This window comes from Desulfurellaceae bacterium, from assembly GCA_021296095.1.
GTDB lineage: Bacteria > Desulfobacterota > Binatia > Bin18 > Bin18 > JAAXHF01.
This window is the reverse complement of record JAGWBB010000172.1, coordinates 920-3,345: the sequence shown is the minus strand read 5'-3', so window position 1 is coordinate 3,345 and position 2,426 is coordinate 920. Positions and strand designations below refer to the sequence as shown.

Below are 2,426 nucleotides of genomic sequence, written 5' to 3'. Positions count from 1 at the left end.
ACGGGCTTCTCACGAGAATTTTCGCAAAAGCTCGGTGCCCGGGGCTGGATCGGACTGACTTGGCCCAAACAGTATGGGGGCCAGGAAAAAACCTATCTGGATCGCCTGATCCTGACCGAGGAACTGCTGCGGGCCGGGGCGCCGGTTGCCGCCCACTGGCTCGGCGACCGCCAGGTCGGGCCGGCACTGCTGGCCTACGGCAGCGAGGAGCAAAAAACCGCCATCCTGCCCCGGTTAACCAGGGGCGAAGTCGTGTTCTGTCTGGGCATGAGCGAGCCCGGCTCGGGCTCCGACCTGGCCTCGCTGCGTACCAAGGCGGTCGAAGAGGGGGATCACTTCTCGCTCAGCGGCCAAAAAATCTGGACCAGTTTTGCCCACGTGGCCGACTACGCCTATCTGGTGGCCCGCACCGATCCCGACGCGCCAAAGCACAAGGGCATCAGCGAGTTCATGGTTGACATGCAGACGCCCGGAATCGAGGTGCGGCCGCTGGTCGATATCACTGGTGAGCACCACTTCAACGAGGTGTTCTTTGATAATGTCAAGGTGCCCCAGGAGTGGCTGATCGGCGAGAAGAACCGGGGCTGGTATCAGATCGCCTCTCAGCTCGATTACGAGCGGAGCGGGATTGAGCGCTTGCTCAGCAATTATCCCCTGTTCCGTGACGCGGTCGCCTATGCCAAACAGACCGGTCAGGCCAAGGACCCGCTGGTCCGCAACCGGCTGGCCGAAATGCACATCGAGCTTGAGTTGGGGCGTTCCATGGTCTATCGGGTAGCCTGGATGCTGACCCAGGGTGGGATCCCGAACTATGAGGCGGCCATGGCCAAGTGCTACTGCACCGAGGTCGAGCAGCGTATCGCCGATACCGTGAGCAGTTTGCTCGGTGACTATGCGGTTCTCATGCCTGACTCACCGGCGGCCCGTTTGGCCGGCCGGGCGGCTCGCGAGTACCTGTACGCGCCGGCGTATACGATCCAGGGCGGAACGAGCAATGTGCTGCGCAATATCATGGCCATCCGCGGCCTGGGGCTCCAGCCGGGCAGATAACAGGCGGGGCGTGCCCATTCATTGAAACGAGGAGGGACTATGCTGTTGGCAGGCAAGGTAGCGCTGATCACCGGCTCGTGCCGCGGAACAGGGGCAGGTATTGCCCGGGTGTTTGCGCAGGCCGGGGCCAAGGTGGTGATTAATCAGGTCCGGGACGAGGGAGACCCCCAGCAGGTTCTCGACGAGATCAGGTCGGCCGGCGGGCAGGCTGTGTGTGTCAAAGCCGATATTACCGATGCGGCGCAGGTGGCCGACATGTTGGCCCAGGCCGAGCGGGCCTTTGGCCAGGTGGATATCCTGGTCAGCAATTATGCGGCCGGAGTGCCACGCAAGTCGTTTGCCGACAGTAGCTGGACCGAGTGGCAGGAACAGATCGATACCACCCTGAAGGCCGCCTTTGTGTGTTGTCAGACCGTTCTGCCGGGCATGAAGGAGCGCCGCTGGGGACGCATCATCAGCGTCAACACCATCGGTATCCACCAACCCGGGCCGTCTTACCACGGCTATACCTCGGCCAAAACCGCCATGCTGGGCTTTACCCGGAACTTGGCGATTGAGGTCGGCCCCTACAATATCACGGTCAATATCGTCTCTCCGGGGCTGACCCTGACCCAGGAGGTCAGGGCCATGCTGACTCCCGAAGCCCGCGAAAAGCACGAAAAACAGGTGCCCCTGCGCCGGACCGGAACGGCTGAGGACACGGCCAATGCGGCGCTGTTTTTTGCCTCTGAACTGGGCAGTTTCATCACCGGCGAATACCTGCTGGTGTGCGGTGGACAGGTCATGGCCTAGGGCCGACGGTCGATGTTTCGCGTGAAACAGCTCAGCCCTTACTTCAAGAATTCGCGGTTCATGCGTTCGATTCCGTTTTGATACAATCCCTTTACGTTTCAGGCGCATAGCGTGCAGATTTCATGTGACGCCGTGCCTACTCCTTAATGTACACCAGGGTGCCTTCGGGGGTTGTGCGGTACAGTTCCCGGATGTCGGGGTTCGACAGAGAGATGCAGCCGAGCGTCCAGTTGACCCCAACCCTATTCAGCTCGGCATGGTCTGTGCCGTGCAGCCCGATTTCACCGCCCGGACCCGGATGGCTGCCGTTGCGGCCCGGGAGCTGGCCGGTCTTGAGGTGGTGCCGATGGCGGGCCACATCGGACGGGGTCGGATAATCCAACAGCATGAAACGCGACCAGCGGGGGTGCCGACGTTTGCCGATGACCATGTACAGACCGATTGGTGTGCGTTTGTCGCCCTCGTACAGCTTGCGTCCATCGCGGCGGGCGGACACGATCGGATAGCTGCGGACAAGCCGGCCGTAGTCATACACCTGCAGCAGCTGACAGCTCTTATCGACGACAAGCACCCGCTCTTCCTCC

Annotated in this window: 3 protein-coding genes; 2 read left to right on the top strand and 1 reads right to left on the bottom strand. The window is 61.7% G+C overall.

All coding sequences use genetic code 11. The features are described 5' to 3' along the window. Both J4F42_22440 and J4F42_22435 read left to right on the top strand, forming a co-directional pair. The coding region (locus tag J4F42_22440) for an acyl-CoA dehydrogenase family protein (GenBank protein ID MCE2488283.1) at positions 1–1,050 on the top strand (1,050 nt) is incomplete at its 5' end. A gap of 39 nt (positions 1,051–1,089) precedes the next feature. Next, complete coding sequence (locus J4F42_22435) at positions 1,090–1,842, top strand: SDR family oxidoreductase (protein MCE2488282.1); 753 nt, start codon at positions 1,090–1,092, stop codon at positions 1,840–1,842. A gap of 136 nt (positions 1,843–1,978) precedes the next feature. Here the strand turns inward: J4F42_22435 and J4F42_22430 are convergent. Then, positions 1,979–2,426: L,D-transpeptidase (locus J4F42_22430; GenBank protein MCE2488281.1), on the bottom strand; the 448-nt coding region annotated here is incomplete at its 5' end.

Coding starts and splice junctions, on each gene's coding strand:
- J4F42_22435 (MCE2488282.1), top strand. CDS start 1,090: ATGCTGTTGGCAGGCAAGGTAGCGCTGATCACCGGCTCGTGCCGCGGA.